23 protein-coding genes and 1 tRNA gene are annotated in these 19,201 nt (G+C 38.9%); 16 read left to right on the top strand and 8 right to left on the bottom strand.

Annotation, left to right across the window (positions count from 1 at the left end; all coding sequences use genetic code 11):
- The first annotated feature begins 1 nt into the window (after window position 1).
- The 9 genes from LPC15_RS01250 (at window position 2) to tnpA (ending at window position 7,078) form a co-directional block, all read left to right on the top strand.
- A complete protein-coding gene (locus LPC15_RS01250; protein WP_229234896.1) occupies window positions 2-427 on the top strand; it encodes a phosphonate C-P lyase system protein PhnG in 426 nt (141 codons plus the stop codon).
- Window positions 428-429: 2 nt separating this feature from the next.
- Entirely contained in the window at window positions 430-1,038 is a 609-nt protein-coding gene (gene phnH / locus LPC15_RS01245; RefSeq protein ID WP_229234895.1) for a phosphonate C-P lyase system protein PhnH, read from the top strand.
- Complete coding sequence (locus LPC15_RS01240; RefSeq protein ID WP_229234894.1) at window positions 1,039-2,127, top strand: carbon-phosphorus lyase complex subunit PhnI; 1,089 nt, start codon at window positions 1,039-1,041, stop codon at window positions 2,125-2,127.
- Window position 2,128: 1 nt separating this feature from the next.
- A complete protein-coding gene (locus LPC15_RS01235) occupies window positions 2,129-3,001 on the top strand; it encodes an alpha-D-ribose 1-methylphosphonate 5-phosphate C-P-lyase PhnJ (protein ID WP_229234893.1) in 873 nt (290 codons plus the stop codon).
- Complete coding sequence (locus LPC15_RS01230; RefSeq protein WP_229234892.1) at window positions 2,994-3,836, top strand: ATP-binding cassette domain-containing protein; 843 nt, start codon at window positions 2,994-2,996, stop codon at window positions 3,834-3,836. Before LPC15_RS01235 ends, LPC15_RS01230 begins: the two co-directional genes overlap by 8 nt.
- Window positions 3,837-3,846: 10 nt before the next feature.
- Window positions 3,847-4,569 carry a phosphonate C-P lyase system protein PhnL gene (locus tag LPC15_RS01225; RefSeq protein ID WP_229234891.1) on the top strand — a complete coding sequence of 241 codons (723 nt, stop codon included), beginning with the start codon at window positions 3,847-3,849 and terminating at the stop codon, window positions 4,567-4,569.
- Window positions 4,566-5,732 carry an alpha-D-ribose 1-methylphosphonate 5-triphosphate diphosphatase gene (locus LPC15_RS01220; RefSeq protein WP_229234890.1) on the top strand — a complete coding sequence of 389 codons (1,167 nt, stop codon included), beginning with the start codon at window positions 4,566-4,568 and terminating at the stop codon, window positions 5,730-5,732. Before LPC15_RS01225 ends, LPC15_RS01220 begins: the two co-directional genes overlap by 4 nt.
- Window positions 5,733-5,744: 12 nt before the next feature.
- The gene (locus LPC15_RS01215; RefSeq protein ID WP_229234889.1) at window positions 5,745-6,659 is read left to right on the top strand and encodes a sugar phosphate isomerase/epimerase family protein; all 915 of its coding nucleotides are present in this window, start codon (window positions 5,745-5,747) and stop codon (window positions 6,657-6,659) included.
- A 98-nt stretch (window positions 6,660-6,757) separates the two neighbouring features.
- Window positions 6,758-7,078 carry an IS66 family insertion sequence element accessory protein TnpA gene (gene tnpA / locus LPC15_RS01210; protein WP_229234888.1) on the top strand — a complete coding sequence of 107 codons (321 nt, stop codon included), beginning with the start codon at window positions 6,758-6,760 and terminating at the stop codon, window positions 7,076-7,078.
- A gap of 217 nt (window positions 7,079-7,295) precedes the next feature.
- On the opposite strand, the gene LPC15_RS06970 is transcribed toward tnpA, so the two are convergent.
- The 3 genes from LPC15_RS06970 to LPC15_RS01200 all read right to left on the bottom strand — a co-directional run bounded on the left by LPC15_RS06970 (window position 7,296) and on the right by LPC15_RS01200 (window position 9,621).
- The gene (locus tag LPC15_RS06970; RefSeq protein WP_420709481.1) at window positions 7,296-7,451 is read right to left on the bottom strand and encodes an ATP-binding cassette domain-containing protein; all 156 of its coding nucleotides are present in this window, start codon (window positions 7,449-7,451) and stop codon (window positions 7,296-7,298) included.
- A 24-nt stretch (window positions 7,452-7,475) separates the two neighbouring features.
- A complete protein-coding gene (locus tag LPC15_RS01205; RefSeq protein ID WP_229234887.1) occupies window positions 7,476-8,687 on the bottom strand; it encodes a metal ABC transporter solute-binding protein, Zn/Mn family in 1,212 nt (403 codons plus the stop codon).
- A gap of 619 nt (window positions 8,688-9,306) precedes the next feature.
- Window positions 9,307-9,621, bottom strand: a complete 315-nt coding sequence (locus LPC15_RS01200; protein ID WP_229234886.1) for a hypothetical protein — start codon at window positions 9,619-9,621, stop codon at window positions 9,307-9,309.
- 1,351 nt (window positions 9,622-10,972) lie between these two features.
- Here LPC15_RS01200 and LPC15_RS01195 point away from each other — a divergent pair.
- The 7 genes from LPC15_RS01195 to LPC15_RS01165 all read left to right on the top strand — a co-directional run bounded on the left by LPC15_RS01195 (window position 10,973) and on the right by LPC15_RS01165 (window position 15,208).
- Entirely contained in the window at window positions 10,973-11,248 is a 276-nt protein-coding gene (locus LPC15_RS01195) for a hypothetical protein (RefSeq protein WP_229234885.1), read from the top strand.
- Window positions 11,249-11,496: 248 nt separating this feature from the next.
- Complete coding sequence (locus tag LPC15_RS01190) at window positions 11,497-11,976, top strand: hypothetical protein (RefSeq protein WP_229234884.1); 480 nt, start codon at window positions 11,497-11,499, stop codon at window positions 11,974-11,976.
- Window positions 11,977-11,990: 14 nt separating this feature from the next.
- A complete protein-coding gene (locus LPC15_RS01185) occupies window positions 11,991-12,620 on the top strand; it encodes a hypothetical protein (protein WP_229234883.1) in 630 nt (209 codons plus the stop codon).
- Between the two features lie 91 nt (window positions 12,621-12,711).
- Window positions 12,712-13,701 carry a GTP cyclohydrolase MptA gene (gene mptA / locus LPC15_RS01180; protein WP_229234881.1) on the top strand — a complete coding sequence of 330 codons (990 nt, stop codon included), beginning with the start codon at window positions 12,712-12,714 and terminating at the stop codon, window positions 13,699-13,701.
- A gap of 127 nt (window positions 13,702-13,828) precedes the next feature.
- Complete coding sequence (locus LPC15_RS01175; RefSeq protein WP_229234879.1) at window positions 13,829-14,464, top strand: Era-like GTP-binding protein; 636 nt, start codon at window positions 13,829-13,831, stop codon at window positions 14,462-14,464.
- A 4-nt stretch (window positions 14,465-14,468) separates the two neighbouring features.
- Window positions 14,469-14,819 carry an OapB/ArvB family protein gene (locus tag LPC15_RS01170; protein WP_229234878.1) on the top strand — a complete coding sequence of 117 codons (351 nt, stop codon included), beginning with the start codon at window positions 14,469-14,471 and terminating at the stop codon, window positions 14,817-14,819.
- A gap of 32 nt (window positions 14,820-14,851) precedes the next feature.
- Window positions 14,852-15,208 carry a Zn-ribbon domain-containing protein gene (locus LPC15_RS01165; RefSeq protein WP_229234877.1) on the top strand — a complete coding sequence of 119 codons (357 nt, stop codon included), beginning with the start codon at window positions 14,852-14,854 and terminating at the stop codon, window positions 15,206-15,208.
- 96 nt (window positions 15,209-15,304) lie between these two features.
- Here LPC15_RS01165 and LPC15_RS01160 read toward each other — a convergent pair whose 3' ends face one another.
- The 5 genes from LPC15_RS01160 to LPC15_RS01140 all read right to left on the bottom strand — a co-directional run bounded on the left by LPC15_RS01160 (window position 15,305) and on the right by LPC15_RS01140 (window position 19,153).
- Complete coding sequence (locus LPC15_RS01160; RefSeq protein WP_229234876.1) at window positions 15,305-16,237, bottom strand: ADP-ribosylglycohydrolase family protein; 933 nt, start codon at window positions 16,235-16,237, stop codon at window positions 15,305-15,307.
- Entirely contained in the window at window positions 16,221-16,949 is a 729-nt protein-coding gene (locus LPC15_RS01155; protein WP_229234875.1) for a metal-dependent hydrolase, read from the bottom strand. The genes LPC15_RS01160 and LPC15_RS01155 overlap by 17 nt, the downstream gene beginning before the upstream one ends.
- Window positions 16,950-16,997: 48 nt before the next feature.
- Window positions 16,998-17,121: transfer RNA gene (locus LPC15_RS01150), tRNA-Trp, on the bottom strand.
- 60 nt (window positions 17,122-17,181) lie between these two features.
- On the bottom strand, window positions 17,182-18,204 hold the full coding sequence (locus tag LPC15_RS01145) for a hydantoinase/oxoprolinase family protein (RefSeq protein ID WP_229234874.1): 1,023 nt from the start codon (window positions 18,202-18,204) through the stop codon (window positions 17,182-17,184).
- A gap of 1 nt (window position 18,205) precedes the next feature.
- On the bottom strand, window positions 18,206-19,153 hold the full coding sequence (locus LPC15_RS01140; protein ID WP_229234873.1) for an ATP-grasp domain-containing protein: 948 nt from the start codon (window positions 19,151-19,153) through the stop codon (window positions 18,206-18,208).
- Window positions 19,154-19,201: the final 48 nt, after the last annotated feature.

The following is a 19,201-nucleotide window of genomic DNA, read 5'->3' as shown; positions in this document are numbered from 1 at the left end:
ATTGGATAACAAGGATATTAATCAAATTGCATGCCATGGTCGGATCAATATATTGAAACGGCTTGCTGACGAAATAGCCGACTCATACGAGATTGAAATCGTAAAAGAGCCTTCGCCTGTCCTAATCATGATGAGAGTCGAGGAAAGCGTTGAAAATACAATTTTCAATGCAGGAGAGATTTTTGCGATAGAATGCGAGGTAAAGGTAAATGGTGTTTCCGGCTTTGCATGTATTATAAATGAGAATGAATACGAACGGGCATATTATGCAGCTCTGCTCTCAGCGGTGTTTAAAACAAACAGTCCTCTCAATAACAGGCAATTGAAAGCCTTAAAAAAAGAGCTGGATAATATAAACAGGAAAAGATGTTTGGAGTTTGGCGCCATTAAAAGTACAAGGGTTAAATTTGAGGTTATGAAGGCATAAAAATGCTAAAAGATTTTGAATCATGTTTTAATTGTCAAAGAATTTTCAGAATGGTTTTGGACAGCATGTCGAGACCTGGAAAAATAAACAATATTAATGATTTCTCCGGGATTAAGGATGGGTATCAGTATGACAGCATGCTCAAAATACTCATTACCCTTCTGGATAATGAAGTAACTTTCAGTATGTCGGCACAAATGGGCGAGCAGTTTAAAAAGGATGTAGCCGAATTTACCGGAAGTATTATATCGGAAATTCAGTCTGCCGACTTTTATATAGCCAGGGGAAATGAATTGAATCATGAAATTCTCCGGTTAAAAAAAGGTACACTTCAGTTTCCAGACGACAGCTGTACCGTAATAATGGCTGTTGATTCAATTATCAGGGCTGTTGCCGAGCACAGCTTATCTGCTTCCAGACTGAGGCTTCAGGGACCGGGAATAAAAGATTACTCCTTTGCAGCAGTTGAAGGCTTGAATTTGCAAAACATTGATCTGATAAAACAGAGAAATGCTGAGTATCCCCTTGGAATAGATGTCATTCTTATAGATGATTATGGGAATGTGCTTTGCTTGCCAAGGACTGTCAAAATAGAAGTGGAGGTTGACTAAATGGGTTATGTAGCAGTAAAAGGCGGTCTGGAAGCCATTGAAAATTCAGAAAAGCTCTTGGACTTTTTCAGGCTGAAAGGCGGATCAAGCCCTGTACAAGTCCGTCAGATACAGGAACAATTCAGGCTTGCCGTTGATAAGGTAGTTGGTGAGGGTTCTTTATATGCTCCCTATCACGCAGCCCTTGCTTTAAAGCAATCAGAAGGGGATACTATAGAAGCATCTTTCATATTAAGGGCTTTTTCCTCAACAATTTCACGCACACATTATTCCCTGCCTGTAAAAACGACTCAAATGAGGATAATTAGAAGGATTTCAGCTGCATTTAAGGACATACCGGGTGGACAGTATCTGGGACCATCAAGAGATTATACCCAGAGGCTTTTAAATTTTGAGCTGGATAGCGAGAATAAATCTCATATAAAAAGGTTTTTACACGAAAGCGAATTAGAGTATAAAAAGCTGTCGAATGAAGATATAGGAATGTTTCCAAAGGTAGTCGATCTTTTGAGAAAAGAAGGACTTGTTATTGACAGTAAAAAACAAGAATTTGAGGAGCCTTTTGATATTACCCGTGAGGCAGTTGCCTATCCCCTTGCAAGAAGTGGAAGACTTCAGGCCATGGCACGCGGTGAAACAGGTGGGATGCTGATGATAGCCTATACCAGTATGAGAGGTTATGGTGATATTCATCCGACACTGGGTGAATTACGGGTCGGTTATGTACCCGTTTATATAAATAAAAACGGTGAAGAGATATACGCCGGTGAAGTTCTGGTAACAGAAGCAGAGGTAATCGCCCGTTTTATTTCAAAGGATAAAACCGACAAACCAAGATTTACCATAGGGTACGGATTTTGCTTCGGACATAATGAGCTGAAAGCCATCTCCATGGCGATTCTGGATAGGACAATGCAGGCTGAAAAACCAAAGGTTCCGGCGGAGGATCAGGAGTTTGTGCTTTCCCATATTGATGGTATAGAATCCTCCGGCTTCTGCGCACATTGGAAGCTTCCCCATTATATTACCTTCCAGTCCGATCTTGACAGGATAAGGGCAACCAGGAAGAAAAGAGGGGGAGATGAATGATATGAATGATGTTTTGAAGAGAAAAAATCGTAAATACAATTTTGGGTTTATAGACGAAAATTCAAAAAGGGAAATACGCCGTAAGATTTTGAAGGCTGTAGCCATACCCGGCTATCAGGTTCCGTTCGGCTCAAGAGAGCTGCCTATTGCCAGGGGATGGGGCACTGGAGGGCTTCAAATCACATTGTCCCTGATAGGGCCGGATGATATTTTAAAGGTAATTGACCAGGGATGCGATTTCAGCGTAAATGCGGTTAATCTTAAAAGGTTTATCCAAAAGACTACCGGGGTGGAAATTACGGAGGATACACTGAAAGCCACCATTATTCAAACCCGGCACAGGATACCGGAAGAAAAGATGGGCGAGAACCAAATATTGGTTTTTCAGGTTCCATATCCTGAGGTTTTAAGGACGGTTGAGCCAAGCGAAGCTGTTACGAGAGAGATGCACGCCGAAATGAATTACAGCAAGCTATGGGTGTATTTATATGAAGAAATTGTCAAATGGGGTGAAATTACCATAGGAGCCAGGTATCCGGTAAAAGTAAACGGAAGGTATATTATGGACCCTTCTCCAATTCCAAGATGGGATGTTCCAAAGCTGCATATGGCAGAAACCTTGTATTTATTCGGCGCAGGCCGTGAAAAAAGAATTTATGCGATACCTCCATATACAAGGGTAGAACCGCTTGAATTTGATGATTTCAAATTCAATGTTGAAAGCTTTGATGGTAAAGCCTGCTCATTATGCGGAAGTACCGATACATTTCTCGATGAAATATTTAACAGCGAAACGGGGCAAAAAACATATATTTGCTCTGATACAAGCTATTGTTCCAAAGTCTCGGCACGAAAGAAGGTAAGCCATGAGTAAAAAGAAAATATTAAGCGTAAAAGACCTGAATCTTATACATGGAAAAAAACCGTGCGGCCGTTGTCTGGAATTAACCGGACCAGAGGTAGAGAGTAATATTTGCCCTGTCTGTGGTTCAATCGTTGCGTGTGCTGATATTAGTTTTGACCTCAACGAAGGCGAAATACTCGGTATTGTGGGTGAGAGCGGATCGGGCAAAAGCACCATTGTGCAATGCCTGTATTTTGATGTTCGGCCTACGGGCGGTGAAGCATATATATCATGCTTTGAAGAGGGAAAAGTGAATATTTTTTCGGAAAGCTCCCAGAAAAAACGTTACATGCGCAGCAATCTGATGGGTATAGTGTACCAGAATCCTCAAAGAGGCCTTAATTTTGATTTTTCCTGCGGTGGGAACATTGCAGAAAAACTTCTGATGGCAGGCATTTATAATATAAAAAAGATACGTGACCGATCTACGGAGTTACTGACAAAGACTGAAATATCCACAGAAAGGATAGACGACCCTCCGGGAAATTTCAGCGGAGGCATGCAGCAGAGAGTGCAGATTTCGAAGGCACTTGCAAATAATCCGGCAATATTGTTTTTGGATGAAGTTACTACCGGATTGGATGTATCCGTTCAGGCAAGGGTTTTGGACCTTATCCGGCAGTTGCAAAGGCAGCTGGGAATATCGATGATTATTGTATCTCATGATCTGAGGGTTATAAGGCTTCTGGCCCACCGCACAATTGTTATGAAGAATGGAAGAATTGTAGAAATGGGGCTGACAGACCAAATACTTGAAGATCCTCAGCATAAATACTCTCAGCTCCTTGTAAATTCGATGCTCTAAGGAGGAAGTGATGGATAAAATATTAAGCGTTTCTAATTTAACAAAGCGATTTATAATGCACTTATTGAATGAAAAAGTAATCCGCGGATGCAGCAATATCAGCTTTGACCTTTATAAAGGAGAACTATTGGGGATAACAGGCCCAAGCGGAGCAGGCAAATCTTGCATACTCAAATGCATTTACAGGACTTACATGCCTACAGAAGGCAAGATACTCTATAACTCGAATTCCGAGGGAATGGTAGACCTTGCTTCAGCTCCGGACGATATGATTATAGAATTAAGAGAAAAAGAAATTGCACATGTAACCCAGTTCCTGCATACCATTCCCAGGGTTACTGTACTGAATTTGATTGCCGGGGAACTCATCAATAAAGGAGTACCTGAAAATGAAGCAATGCTTGAAACCCGAAGCCTGCTTGCTGAAATGAGAATTTCGGAGAATTTGTGGGATGCATATCCTTCTACCTTAAGCGGTGGAGAACAACAAAGAATTAATATTGCCAAATCCTTTATTTCAAAACCGCGTCTCTTGCTTTTGGATGAACCGACTGCCTCACTGGACAGCAAATCAAGGGATATTGTCGTAAAGCTTATTAAGAAACTTAAAAACAGCGGTACGACAATCATAGGAGTATTTCACGACATCGAAACAATGAAAATGGTTGCAGATAAAGTATTGGATGTTACTGAAAAACAGATTAGAGAAGTAACTAAGGAGTTAGTTGTATGAGCAGACTTATAATTGCTAATGCAAACATAGTAACTCCCAAAAGAATTATAAAGAACGGCTGTATATATGTTAAGAATGGCTTGATAGAAAGTATTTTACCTTCTGCAAAGGAAATTTCCGAAGAGTATTGTAAAATTATTAATGCAGATGGATGTTATTTACTCCCAGGATTTATTGACCTTCACAATGATGACATAGAAAAGAAGGTTATGCCAAGGCCAAATGTCTACTTCCCTATTCCAATTGCGGTTAAGGAAATAGAACGTGTAATGGCCTGCCATGGGATAACAACAGTTTTTCACTCTATTTCCTTTGAAGCCGTTGATTTTGGTTTAAGGTCAATTGAATTTTCAAAAAAGATGATTGATGGCATCAGAGAATTGAATAATGGTTCAGGACTGATTAGAAACAAGATCCATTTAAGATTTGAGGTATCCGCACCCGACATTGCCGAGACGGTCGAACAGCTTCTGGAAACGGGCGGTATTGACCTGATATCCCTCATAGATCATACACCTGGACAGGGGCAGTTCAAAACCGAAGAGGCTTATAAGGATTACTACAGGAAAACCTTCAAGCTTAACGAGGAGGAACTGAATAATATTATTAGCAAAAAAACTACAGGTGTAGACTTGAAGAAAATTAATATTGAGAAGATTATAAAGGCTGCAAAAGAAAAGAATATTCCGCTTGCTTCCCATGATGATGACTCGGTGGAAAAAGTTTTGTCAAATAAGGAATATGGCATTATGATCAGTGAATTTCCGGTAAACATGCAGGCGGCAGAGAAGGCTCATAAAGAAAAGCTATTTATTTGTCTTGGTGCTCCCAATATTGTTAGAGGAAAATCGCAAGCTGGAAATATAAGTGCGAGGGAATTGCTTTTGAATGGAATAGGAAATATTTTGTGCTCCGACTACTATCCTGCATCAATTCTTCATGCTGTGTTCAACCTGTCAAGCGATTTGCTGACCTTGAATGAGGCGGTTAATATGGCTTCTCTTTATCCTGCAAGAGCAGCGGGAATTGATAAGCAGACAGGTTCGCTGGAAGTAGGCAAGGAAGCAGATATGCTGCTGGTTGATACAAAATCAGGCATACCTGTTATAAAGCAGACGTTTGTAAAAGGTAACAGTATTGCATGTTTTAATTATATTGATTAGCAGAGAGGATCAATGGAAATGAGGAAAATTGGAATAAATGCAGACGCAAGACGGATTGATGGTAATTTTAAGACACTTGTTCATGACCTTGAATATTTTTCAAAAATAGGCTTTGACTGTGTAGAAATTCCCATACACGGGATGGAGGTTATAAGAAATGCGGAAATACTTCCATATCGGATGAAGGAATTAAAAAGTATTTTATCAGGGTATGATTTTATATACTCCGTTCATGCTCCAAACCCATTAAACCTAATGTCGATGAATGACTACGACACGCATGTGAAGCTTTTTGATACTTGCTTGGAGTTTACAAGCGAAATCAACTCTGAGATTTTTGTGTATCATGCCGGGAGGTATATACCCGAGGAAAGATTTTTATCGAAGCATGATATTCAGCTTACCCAAGATGCAAAGGAAAAAATGTTGAATAATGAGTTAGAGCATTTAGCAAATATTGCAGAAAGCTTAAAAGACTCAAAGATAACCATATGTATTGAAAATGCGAGACCCTATCTTGATTGTAAGGATTATTGCTATGCTGAGAATATTAACCAATTGAGCAAGATAGTGAAATTGCTTAATAGTGAAAATATTGCCATCACCCTTGACGTGGGACATGCTTTTCTGGCATCAAAATTCTATGAAATACCTTTACTGGAGTCAATCAGAAAAGCTGCTCCGTATGTAAAGCATATGCATGTCCATGATAATTACGGCAAGCTATGCTACTATTATGAAAAAACTCAGGTTGATCTTGTCCCGCTCGGCAAAGGCGATATGCATATGCCGATAGGCTGGGGGGCCGTACCGTTCAAGGAAATACTCACGGAGCTTAAAAGCTATTCAGGCATTTTCCTGAATGAATTAAGACCGAGATATATGGACTGTTTTGGTGATGTATATCATACAATGCAATATGGATAATGTCATTGTGTTGTATCCGTCAAAAACTTCACACATAGGAATGAAACAGGGACGATGAGAAAATAAACCTGAACACAAAAACAAGGAGATGTTCAGGAATGCTGGAAAACGATTTGCGCAGCCTGTGGGAACAGCGTCTGGCGGAGTTTGAAAGCAGTGGTAAAACAATTAAAGCCTGGTGCCAAGAGCAAGGAATCAGAGAAAACCGGTTTTATTACTGGCGCAGAAAACTGAGATCTAAATCAGATAAAAAAGAACAGCCTGTTAAATGGCTTTCTCTGGCTTTGGATAATAAAAATCAAGCAAATTTAAATCCCGATTCCATAGCCGTTCATATTGGTCAGATAACTATTGAGATCAATAAAGGTTTTGATAAGCATCTTCTCCGGGAGATTGTACAGGTTCTGCAAACAATATGATAAGCGAAATATCAAACCGACAGGTTTATCTAGCTTGCGGCAGCACTGATCTTAGAAAATCCATAGACGGATTGGCGGTACTAGCTAGATTCTGCTGAAAAAAGCAATTTCTTGATTACTCTTCTATAAGTCTCTGGGACACGTAGCCCAGTCTCCCTTTGGCTTTGTAGGGAGGGAGACCTAAGACGCGGACAGTTCCTGTAGCCGGTTTTATAAGTCAGAGGATGACTTTGAGCAGTGTACTCTTGCCACTGCCGTTGGGGCCGATAATCCCTAAAAAATCTTTATTTTTTACAGTTAAATTTATGTCGGACAAGGCGCAGACATCATTGTAGAATACACTGACATGGCTTAATTCAATAACATTTTGCATCCCGGTTCTTCCTGCCCCTCCCTTTTACTTTAGTGCTGCAGCCAGAGCTGCAGCTATTTTTTCCAGGTTTTCTATGTAATCTGGAGCCAAAGGGTCAACCTGCTCGGCATAACCTCCGATTTCTTCAGCGATTGTTTCTGCCTGTTTGCTGGTGATTGATGCTTGATAGAAAATGACTCTGATATTTTGTGCCCTAGCAAGGTCTATAATCTGTTGTAGATTTTCAGCGGTCGCTTTTTTGCCCTCTTTTTCTATGGAAATCATTTCCAGACCATAGTCTGCTGCAAAATAGCCGAAGGCAGGGTGAAATACTATAAATGTCCTATTGGGTAAGCCCTGCAGCGCTGCCTTAATTTTTTGATCCAGCTGATCAAGTTTTTCCCCGTATATCCGGGCATTTGCCTGGTAAATATCTTTATTTTCGGGATCTATTGAGGATAGTTCGCGAGCGATTACGTTGACGATTACTTTTGCCCGTTTAGGCGAAAGCCAGATATGCGGGTCAGGGTTACCAGGTGAATAATATAGCAGCGGGCAAACTTTACTTACTTCAGCGGCCAGGTCAACAACTTTTATGTGTTGGTTAATGGTTGGAAGCTTTGGCAAGATATTCGCTTCTTCAGCAGGAATACCTATTGAGAAGTATAGATCTGCTTTACTGAGCTGCTCCAGTTCCCGGGGAGAGGGAGCGTAATTCGCAGGGCTAGCTCTTGGAGGAACCATCACTACTGTATCAACCAGGTCACCAGCTACGGCCAGGTAGGCCCGCTGTTCCGGTGTCACCATCAGTTCTGGATCGGGATTCCGCCCGATGGGAATATAGTGAAAGAACCAGCCGTAAGTAACTCCTTTGTCAACCAGGAAGTCGATAAAGTCGTCGATAGTGACTTCCATTACATTATCCCGGGTAATGGTAATCGACACCCCGAATATGACTCCCCTTTCCTTAAACAAGTCCATAGCACCTATTACTTTGTCAAAGGTGCCGGCGCCGCGGCGGACGTCGGTGCGTTCTCGCCGGCCTTCCAGGCTGATGGTGGGTGACAGATTCCCTACCTCCACGATTTTACCGGCCGCCTCCTCGTCGATTAGCGTGCCGTTGGTATAAACCATGAACGCCATGTCGTTGTGCTTACCGGCCAGTTCGAACAGGCATGGATAAACGAACGGCTCCCCGCCGGACATGGCCGCCCAGTAAATGCCCAGTTCCTTGGCTTTGGTAAAGAGACGATCCAACCTTTCGAAACTAAGCGAATTTTTTTCGCGTACTTGCCGGCCCAGCAGCCCTCGCAAGCCAGGTTGCAGGCGCTGGTCGGATCCACAAGTAATAAGTTTGGCACATGTACTCCGTGTTTTTGCGGCATCTGCGCCTGTTGTGGAATGCCGAAAATCATGGCGTTGATGAAAAAGTTATAGATCAGGCGGTGCTTGATGTTGGGATGTGTCGCGACGAACAGCCGGTTGACGAAGGTCCTGATGGCCGGGTTTTGCTGGTAGGCCAGGGCTGCCTGCTCCACCTGTTCCTTGTGTTTCTTCTTGATGGCAAGCAATTTTACCAGGTTTAGAATTTTCGGCATGTTTACTTCGGGGTCTTTTTCGATATAGTCCAGAGCTTGGCAGAGGATCTGTTCCTGTACAAAGTTTTGGCGAAGTTGAGATTTGCCGTTTTCCACTGCATTCCTCTTATACCTCCTTATTAGTAAAATTTTCTCTTCCTATTGTGGGTGTTGAAGAAAAATTATATGTAAGGTCACCTCCCTGACGCGAGTTTGGTAAAGATGCACCCATATATCTTTGAGGGCTTACCAATAAAACATAAAACACCAAAAAGACCAAACTACTACCCAAAAAAATTTTATATTGACCGCTCTAAAGCATCACTCAAAAATTTTACCAGTAATTTATTTTCTCTGGCGCTAAATTCCGAGATATATTTTTGGAGCCGGCCCACTTCATCAGTCAGCCGGCCGTTTATGACGTCCTGCATATTTTTGACCGTTGCTCCCAACACCGTGCCCGCGAACAGGCTCAGGATCAGTTCGGGCCTAAGGGCAGGCTGCAGCAGATTGTTTATCATTTTTACGGTTTTTGTACCCAGGTTTTGAACGTAAACAATCAATACGGCTATTATATATGTGCTGATTATTATCGGCGCCTCGATGGCCGGCATCTATTTCAGGAGGTCATCGATAATTTTTTTCGAGCCGTGCTTTTTAACATTTTCAATTATTTCGAGAAGTTTTTCCCGGGCAGCGTGCCATTCTTCCATGTGAATAATTCCCCGGCTTTTGAGGTTGGAAGAAATAGAAGAACCGAACGTCCCGAGTACCTTTCTTCACGGCTTACGGAATATTCGCTGCGCAAATAACCTTCTTTCTCCACTTTCTTTAAGATGTCGTATGCTGTCCACTTGCTGACCCGCAGCGCTTCGGTTACGGTGATATAATGTATGGGTGTACCAGTATTTTCATATATTTTTTAATCGTGTATAAAAATTCTTTTCTCCGCCGGGTCAAAGTCATTTATCTCACTCCTGTTATAAATATTGCCCCAAAAGACCAAAAATCTATGTATAGAATAACCCGGTTTATAGAAACCTGTCAAGTGGGATTTACGGGTGGACTGTGTCGAGATTTAGTAGGTACCCACTCCAAAAATTTTTGCATACGTTGACCTTATGCTCCGCAAGGGATCGGTAAGGTTAAATGGCTAGATTAAGGGCTTTTAAAGCCAATGGTGGTGTAGTGTATGATCTGTTATTAGCCAAAAAAAAGAATTGCATTGAATAAAGCAAGAAGCCTAAAAATGGATCAGGAAATCTTAAAAAAGAGAAATCTGGTTGCCACAAATGAAACTTTCGGAAATATAACCATCTTAAATAAAGGCAAGAAAACGGCAACCTTGCAACTGTTAAGATCTATCAGAACGGCCTAAATATTAAAGGGGATTTTTTTATTTTTTAAAACCCCAAAGTAAATTGACACGATCGAACATTGAAAAAACTTGACAATTTTATTTATAAGCAGTAATCTGTAGTTAAGTTAATTTTCATTTCCCGGAGGGCTTTTAAGCGAACCGGAAAAAATGTGCAAAAATAATTTGCACAAATAATCGGATAGTTTCTAAACAAACCGGTAAAAATTATTTATACTGAAGACCACAAATCCCATTATGTGCTTGAAAGCGTAATGGGATTTTTTTGTGTCTTCAGAGAGAAAAAATGTTCAAAAAACAAAGGAGGCTGATAGATGGAGTTAACCAAAAAGCTACTGTCTCAATGGTGGCCCAAACTCGGCTACCGTGAGCGGGTCAGTGTAATCCAAGGTATCCGGTCGGTCAAACCGGATCCGTGCAATCCTGGAATATATATTATTAATAATCATTTCCAGGTTGCATACAAAAATCCCCGGTACCCCGATAGGACGGTATTGGAGTAATACCTCCACCCGGAACCGGGTGGTCCTCTCCTGGGCCATCCGGTCTGGGAGAGTGCTTTAACACTCAAAAAAGGGGGTATCCAAATGTTTGTTAAATTCCGGCAAATGCTGGATGTGCCGACATCCTACCGGGCATATCGACCAAAAGCCCGCACTAAAAAATCTTCTTCTCCTATTCCTTCTGTTCCTCCTGAAATACTTTCCCGTAAGCAGCAGTTGGAAGAAAAAGGTATTTCACCTTTATTGAAGTACCATAAAGAATCAAACTCATATTTTTTGCAATACAACAGCGAAATGTCGGTTAAATGGAATTCTTCCAGGTCTGCTGCGGACGTATGGAAGGAGGCGATCGGATTATGAACAGGCAAGACCGCATAATCCTGGAGGCAGTCCAAAATTCCCCAAGGGTAGTAGCAGGGCTAAAAAAAGCAGCTGAAAAACTCGGCTGCTCTTTTTATTCCACCAGTTATAGATATCATACTTATTTGCGTCCCGCTAACCGTAAAACAAAGCACTTGCGTTACCACTCGCGTTATGACATAGAACAACCTTATGACGCCGAGAGAATCAAATATGACCGGTGGTACTTCGCGGACGTGTGCAAAGAAATGGCTGATAAAGGAATATGCATAGATAATATTGCCAGACAGTTTGGGCTGGCGTGCAGGACGATCAACACCTGGATACGCTTAGCCCGGACATTTCCTTCAGAAGAACGCTGCACAGAGTTCGCCCCGTCTTTTTATCAAAGGCTGCTGAAATACAACGATCCGGTTAAAGCTCTCCAGATATGCAGGGAAATCCATAAAATAGACCCGGACATAATTTGGTGGGCAACGGGAAACGATTGGTCCAGGAGATTGTTTGACCAAAAAGTTCCCGTTTCCAAGCTTCAAAACGTATTGAACCAGCTGGAAAAAGAAAATTCCGAAAGAACTGAACAACCCGCCGATTTTATCGACCCGGAATGGCTTAAGGAAATAACCATCCGGCTCGCTGAGCTGGAAAGGGAATTGCAGGCAGCACGGAGGCTAAATCAAACCTGCCTGAAAATGCTGTGCAATCCTGTATACAAAAAAACGAATTAAAGGAGGTACAGCTCGTGCATTACCTGCATGCCATTCTAATTAAGTTTGATACTGTAACAAAAGAAAAAATAAGGGAAAGAGAAGAATTTTCTCCTGAAGAAATAGACTCTCTCCAAAAGATGGCCCGGTGGAGGGCCATAGGTGCAATAGAACAGTACCAAGGTCAAGTTTTCGATTGGTTTGATGAATATACCGCGGGAAGATGGAAAGAGAAATATCCCGGCAACGGAGTGATTCTTGGACTAATTGACCCGGAGCTATTTTTGAAAGAGCTCGAATATTTTCGAAAACTTCCATTGAAAAGTGCTTTGGAATGGTTGGGCTTGCTTAACCACAAGGACCTAAAATGGAGGACTTTGCAAGAATATCAGGAAGACCCGGGATTGAAAAGAGTTCCTTCAGATTGGGAAGATTTTCTATTTAGTGAAGAAGACCCTCCGAAAATATTTTCCGGGTATCCGGAAGATCCCGCCAAAATCGACGAAAACTTTATCCGCAATTTATGGGCTTCAGATTACTCTTCAAAAGGATTTTATTTATATAAAGCAATTGCTCTGGCAAACGGGTACTACGAATGTGAAAGTTGCTTTTACAGTATCCCGGATGATGGCACCAAGTTATTATTTGAAGTCCTAAAAGTGTAAGAAAGACCCCCAGAGTATTTTGCTTTGGTAATAGTCGACCTGCATTTTTAAAAATTAAAAGCATTTATATAACTTTAACATACCTTAAATTATGCAAACCTATAAAAGAGGTGTAATTAATTTGACCAATCTTCCAGATGTTCAATCTACAAGACCCGATGTTGCAATAAATTTAAACCGTGTCGGTGTCACTAATGTTAAAAAATTGGTAGAGATCGCTCGAAAAGGAAAAAGACCTATCGTATTAATATCCATATTTGATATGTTTGTAGATCTCCCATATAACATAAAAGGAGCAAACCTTTCTAGAAATTTTGAGGCGATGAATGAGGTATTAGAGGACGCGATAAAATCTCCGGCATATATTATAGAAGATCTATGCGATGAGATAGCAAAAAGACTCTTAGAAAGGCATGAGTATGCTACTAAAAGCGAGGTAAGAATGAGAAGCGAATATGTGCTTAAAAAAAAGACCAAGATTACAAAACACCCATGTCAAGAAGTGATTGACATATTCGCTGATAGTAAATTAGAACGTGGTAAAAAGACAAAAAAGACAATTGGTGCAGAAGTGGTAGGTATGACTGCCTGTCCTTGTGCTCAAGATATGATGCAAGATATGGCAATAGATGAGTTAAAAAAGATCGGTGTAGAAGAAGAGAAGATAGAAAAATTTGTAAACAATTTCCCAATGGCAACACATAACCAAAGAGGTAGAGGAATAATATCGATAGAGGTTCCTGAAGAGTATTATGTATCCTTGGATGATATAATTGCGATAATAGAAGAGTCAGTAAGTTCTCCAATCTTTGAGTTTTTGAAAAGAGCAGACGAAAAGGATCTGGTCTATACCGCACATAAGAATCCCAAGTTTGTAGAGGATTGTGTGAGAGATATGGCTAAAAAGATAGTAGAAAAGTTTGGTTACCTTCCTGATGAGACCATCGTGACTATAAAACAAATAAATGAGGAGAGTATTCATAGACATAATGCGTTTGCAGAACGTGTTGCTACGCTCTCTGATTTAAGAAAAGAGATAAATAATAACTCTAATGAGAAAATGATTACCACCTGTAAATGATCCGGACCAATATTCGGTGGCATAAACCATATCATCTTTATATAAAGTGTATTACTAAATTAATCGATAGAGATAAAACATAAAGATATATTTATTAAACAATAGATATATATTATTGGAGATTTAAATGAATGCATGGTTATCCGTCAGAGAAAGATTTTGGTCGTTTATAAATAAAATCTTTGGGAAGAAAAAAGTTAAAATCGGGCTATACGGCCCACCAAACGTAGGAAAAACAACTCTTGCAAATAAGATAATCAAGGATTGGACCGGTGAAGAGCTGAACGGTATCTCTAATATACCGCATGAGACGCGAAGAGTATTAAGAAAAAAGGATATAACCATCAATGCTGATAGATCATCTTTGAAACTGGATATCGTTGATACCCCTGGGCTGGCCACAAAATTGGATTACCATGATTTTTTAAAATACGATTTAAGCGAGGATGAGGCAAAAAATCGGGCAAAAGAGGCGGCAGAAGGGGTTATAGAGGCAATAAGATGGTTGGACGATCTAGATGGTGTTTTACTTATTATGGATTCGACTGAGAATCCATATACACAGGTTAATATAACCATAATTGGAAATATAGAAGCTAGAAAGCTTCCGTTGCTTATTGTTGCAAATAAGATCGATTTATCCGATGCAAAACCTTCAAAAATAATGGAAGCGTTTCCCCAACATACCGTTATACCTATCTCTGCACTTAAGGGCGAGAATATCGAGATGTTATATAAAAGTATATACAATCATTTTAGGTGATGATATGGTACATATAGATCTAATATCTGAAGAGATGCTATCAAGTATGACATCTTATGAAAAGATAAGAATGATCCTAGACGGAGTGAAAAATGGAAGGATAATTGTGTTGGAGAAAGGACTATCTCCTGTCGAGGAGACAAAGCTTATAGAGGCTACCATGGTAGAAATATCTTCTGATTTTGTAGGAATAGAGATGGAGAGTTATCCTTCTATGGATGAAAAATCTATCTTTTCTAAATTGTTCAGAAGATCTAAAAATCCAAAAAAGATAACTATAATAGGTTCACCAAATCAGATTAAGAATATTGAGAAGAATAAAGGACGTATATCAGCTCTTATATCTGAGATATAAATAATCATGAATTAAAGATGGGAGATTTTTGAATGCCACATAAATGTACACGTTGTGGAAGGGTTTATGATGACGGGGATGTCCAGATATTGAAAGGATGCTCGTTTTGTGGTGGTAAGAAATTTTATTATATTAACACTAAGAATGAGATAAGAGATCTACTTTCTAATATTGATATAGATAACCTAGATACCCGCAAAAAAAATTTTAAGAAGAGTATAATAGATGATAGAGAGATAGAAAGCATCAAAATAATCGATGATGGATTGTATCAGTTAGATTTAGATATTCTTATGCGAAGAGATGAGATAATTATAGAAAAAAAAGATGGATCTTACGCATTATATATACCTTCTCTTTTTAAAAATATAAACATTAAAAAGAGATGATGTAAGACTGTTTGTCTATATTGCTAACGCCTTAAGGATCGATCTTTAACAATATCTTTTTCGATTTTAAATCGCTTACCCCACAATAGACCCTGTTCAATACTTTTTTCTGATTATGGCTAACTTTGATCCTATATCTCTTAAATCTGTCATACAATCTGCAACAATATTCAACTTATCAATTTTATTCTTCCAAGATGATGGAATACCCTTTAATCCGACCATTGCACCCAAGATGCTACCAGTCATAGCAGATATCGTATCTGTATCTCCTCCTAAAGAAACTGTCTTTATCAATGTCTCTTTAAAATCCAAACCTTCATTTAACGACTTAAATACTAAAGGAACAGTATCTACAGTATCTATCGATAATTTATATTCAGATGATTCTTCTATGCTTTTATCCGATTTTAATATGGACTCTATTCTACTTATCAACAGAAAGTTGCTATGGTCATCTTTTATACCATACTCACTTCCGATCTTTGCTGCTTGTAACGCGTTTCTCAGTATCTTATCAAGATCATATCCGTCTATTGCTGTTGAGACAGCTTCAGCAATAGCACAAGCGCCGGATATCGCCACCGATATACCATGCGTGATAGAAGAGGAGATATAAACATTTTTACAAATCTCTTTTATATTTTTACTCTCGATAATATATCCTATAGGTGGACTTCTCATAGCCGCACCGTTAGTCGTTCCTTCTTTAGAAATATAATTTAAATTACTTCTTTCAAGATGGGATATAGCTGATAAGGTAGTAGGACCAATTCTGGGGATATAATCACGGTTTTTTAATATAGATTTGGCAATATCTCTCCTGCTAACACATTTGTTTCTTATTAAAGATGATGCGACTATCAAAAAAAGAATGGAATCGTCTGTATACTCTATTCGATCGCCAAGATCTATCTCAATTCCCCTGATCTCATCTTTTGTTAATCCTTCAAATGGTTCTCCCAGAACATCTCCAATGATAAAGCCGTAGATGGATCCTAAAATTCTATCTTCAACGATATTTAACAATTCTAATCCTCCATATTACAATTGCAATAATCAAGAAGAGAAGAATCGATAAAAAGGTAAATAAGATGCCATATATATATAAAAGGATGGACGAAATAATGACTGTCATTATAAAATACCATACAACGATATCTTCCCTTTCTCCAGTCTTTATACTACCTCTTACGCTAAGATTACTGAAAGGCTGAAACCAGCGTATCCCTGATCTCGTAAAACTGTCCTCAAATAGATGACATAAACCACCAAAAAACATCCCGATAGGATATATCAGCATATAAAATAATAGATCAGGTATCTTTAAAATGAAGGTGTTTATGATATAATAAATCGATAAGATAATAATAAACCATATTAGCGATATCAAAAAAACGCCAATGATAGAATGAGTAATACCTCTATGTCCATCGTTGATGCCACCATCTGTTATTTTTTGCATAAAGAAGAGAAAGGGTTTCAACATGACCTTGGTAACCCTTGATATTACTGGGTTGACAAATGTAAAAAAGACAAACTTGTTCATACTTTTATCGTTAATTTTTGTATGATATATGGAGGCGTAGGTAGCGTCTATATCAGGAATTAAAGAGCCTGTCATCGTTCCAAGCAAAAAAATAAGGAGAAATATCCATTCTATCTGATAAATATAATAAACGATCAATATGAAGAGTATTCCAAAGAACAAAGAGATAATAAAATGATTTTTACCATGCATGGACAGTAGAATAAAGAGAATGTAGGCATAAAAAACTTATCATTAAGATGGGGCTGGTGCGATTCGAACGCACGATCGGCGGGTCTCCCCGACAGGTCATCATAATGAGATCAGAGACCTTTTTCATCATACCGCTGGAGCCCGCCGCCCTTCCGGACTAGGCCACAGCCCCCTTCTCTATAATATCTTCTAATTAAATATATAAATTTTTGTTTTAATATTCAATGGTACCTTATTTAAAAACATTACCATAGTAGTGCAGGTTATTATATCTCAGACATCTATCTAATAAACTTCCAACGGAAAACGCTGGAAAAATAGAAGATATTTCAGTTCCAAAGAGATCGGATAGATAATTTATATCGTACAGACCATTAATCCTTTTTAATGCTTCTCTTACAACAAATTCTCCCGATCCGGCTACAAAAATCTTTTTTATCTTGTCAGTCTTATTTAAAAATTTTGTTATCGTATCAAAAAGCATCTTAATCTCTACCATCTTGATCTCTTCTGCTATATTTATTAGCTCCTCGTTTGTCAAATCATCATGATCACAACAAACTATACGAGCCAATCTTTTTTTAGAGTCTTCAATAGATTTCCCTTTGCCATCAGGAGTCTCACATGTGTAATTTTCCTCGTTTATATCACCCAATATATTGTAAACATCAGCCATCTGAGCGTATTGTTCTTTGGCAATAGGACAGTATCTATTTCTGCTTAAAATTCGAACTTTCTCGACCATAGTAGAGACATTTGTTCTTAAAGATCCAATATAGACCAATGTACCATCTAACAACCGAGCAAAATCTGTTCTCTCTGAACATATTCTACCATTAATCACTGGGATTATATCCGTGGTAGTACTGCCCATATCTATAAATAGAAAACTCTTATCAAAATCCATAAGTTTAATCACAGATGCTATCCAGTTAGCAGAAAAAAACTTCTTTTCATCCGTTATTTCTCTCTCAAAAGTTCCATCTATACTGAAATAATAAACATCATCGAAGATCGATTCTACTCTTTGTTGGATGTAACGTATGCCGAATCTTTTCTCTGAAAAACTATCTGCCCCCTCTCCTGTCATAACAACGGCGACTTTTTCTACGTTGGGATAATCTTCTCTTATCTTACTTAATACAGCTTCCAGTCTGAAATCTTTCCAGATAGGAAGGTAGACAGATTTTGTATAACATCCATCCGAAGACGATGCTTTTGTATTTGCTCCACCGATATCTAGTCCTAGAATCAATTTAAACCTCTAACAGAAATTTGTATACCCCATTAATCTTGACGCTAGATGGAAGCATGGTAGGATCAAATTTATTATTCATTAATAAATATGCAAGCTCATAATCTATAACATGGTTTATACCTAGTATAGATGTAGTAGGTCTCGGATTGATATCAACCACATACGGCTCGTTTGAATTATTCGAGATTACAAAATCTATCCCAAGATAGCCCTTGCATCCCATAATCTCTGCCACATCTTTAGATAATCTCATTATTGTATCCCATTCTCTTTTTGATGTCTTATATGGAACCATTCCTCCCAAATACGTTACTTCTTTATTAAAACGGATCAATTGTTCGTTCAAGGTTAAGAATAGTGATCTTTCCTCGCCCATAATCAGACTTGAACTTATATGTCTTCCTTCTATATACTCCATCAAGATACTATCTTCTTTTATATTTTCTGATAAATAACCATCGTTATCAACCAATTTTACGCCTTCCGATCCGCAGCCAAACCGCGGTTTTAGGATAAATTTAGTCTTAATATCGTATACTTTTTCATGATCTAATATACATGGTGCCTTGATTTTTCTATCCATCAAGATGTTCGTCGTAATTAATTTATCAGAACAGAGTTTTATCGCATCAGGAGGCGATCCAAGATTGATCGTTGAGTCTTCTATTATAGAGGTTAGAAAATAAAGAATATTATCTTTTTCAGGTGCAATAACCAATGCGGCATCATACTTACCGGCTATCCTTTCCAAAAAGTCAAAATAATCCCCTTTTACATCGATGGGTCTCCCTTTAATCCCGTCTATTTTTCCTTTCTTAGATAAATAATAAATATCCTGATTTATGGAATAAAAACTATCACTTAATGTTTTTAACATCGTATATCCTTCATTCATTATCTTTGGATCCTCTGTCAAAGTGGCATATTCTAATAATAATATCTTCAATTTGATCGATCCCCTTCTTCAATTTTTTAGATGAATAAAAAAATTTAA

The sequence above is a fragment of the Candidatus Methanoliparum sp. LAM-1 genome (genome assembly GCF_020885915.1).
Lineage (GTDB): Archaea > Halobacteriota > Methanoliparia > Methanoliparales > Methanoliparaceae > Methanoliparum > Methanoliparum thermophilum.
This window is presented reverse-complemented; position numbering and strand designations above follow the sequence as displayed.